This is a genomic window from Bacillus sp. LR--39, from assembly GCF_053613335.1.
Genome location: NZ_JBSIOT010001334.1, coordinates 1 through 571 on the forward strand (window position 1 = coordinate 1; position 571 = coordinate 571).

Consider the following 571-nt stretch of genomic DNA (forward strand, 5'->3'; position numbering starts at 1 on the left):
AGTTTTGCCTTCTTTATCGCCAAGCTCTTTTTGGATCGCCTTCATTTGTTCACGCAAGTAGTATTCCTTCTGCGTACGCTCCATCGAACGTTTGACGCGCTGGCCGATTTTTTTCTCAATCTCCAGCACTTCTTTTTCATTATTAATAAAATCAATGACCTTGTTCAGCCTGTCTTTGACATCAGCCGTTTCTAAAATATCCTGCTTATCCTTTAGTTTAAGGGGCAGATGAGAAGCAACGATGTCTGCCATTCTCCCCGGCTCTTCGATATCAGTAACCGCAGCGTACGTTTCGGCCGAGATTTTTTTAGAAATTTTTATGTACTGATCAAAGTGGTCTAGCAAAGTCCGCATCAATGCTTCGTCTTCTGTATCTTTTGAATCATCTTCATGAATAAGTTGAATGTCAACCGACGTGTAATCCTCGTGTTCATTGTATTTGACGATATGGGCGCGCTTGAGGCCCTCCACCAACACACGAATCGTACCGTTCGGAAGCTTCAGCATTTGCTTAATTTTTGTATAGGTGCCGACTGTGAAAATCTCGTCTTCACCAGGTTCGTCTATCGAA

Annotated in this window: 1 protein-coding gene; it reads right to left on the reverse strand. The window is 42.9% G+C overall.

All coding sequences use genetic code 11. The annotated features are described in order from the left end of the window. Window positions 1-571 (reverse strand): LON peptidase substrate-binding domain-containing protein (locus ACWHAR_RS30335; RefSeq protein ID WP_452088840.1); only part of this gene is annotated, 571 nt, incomplete at both ends.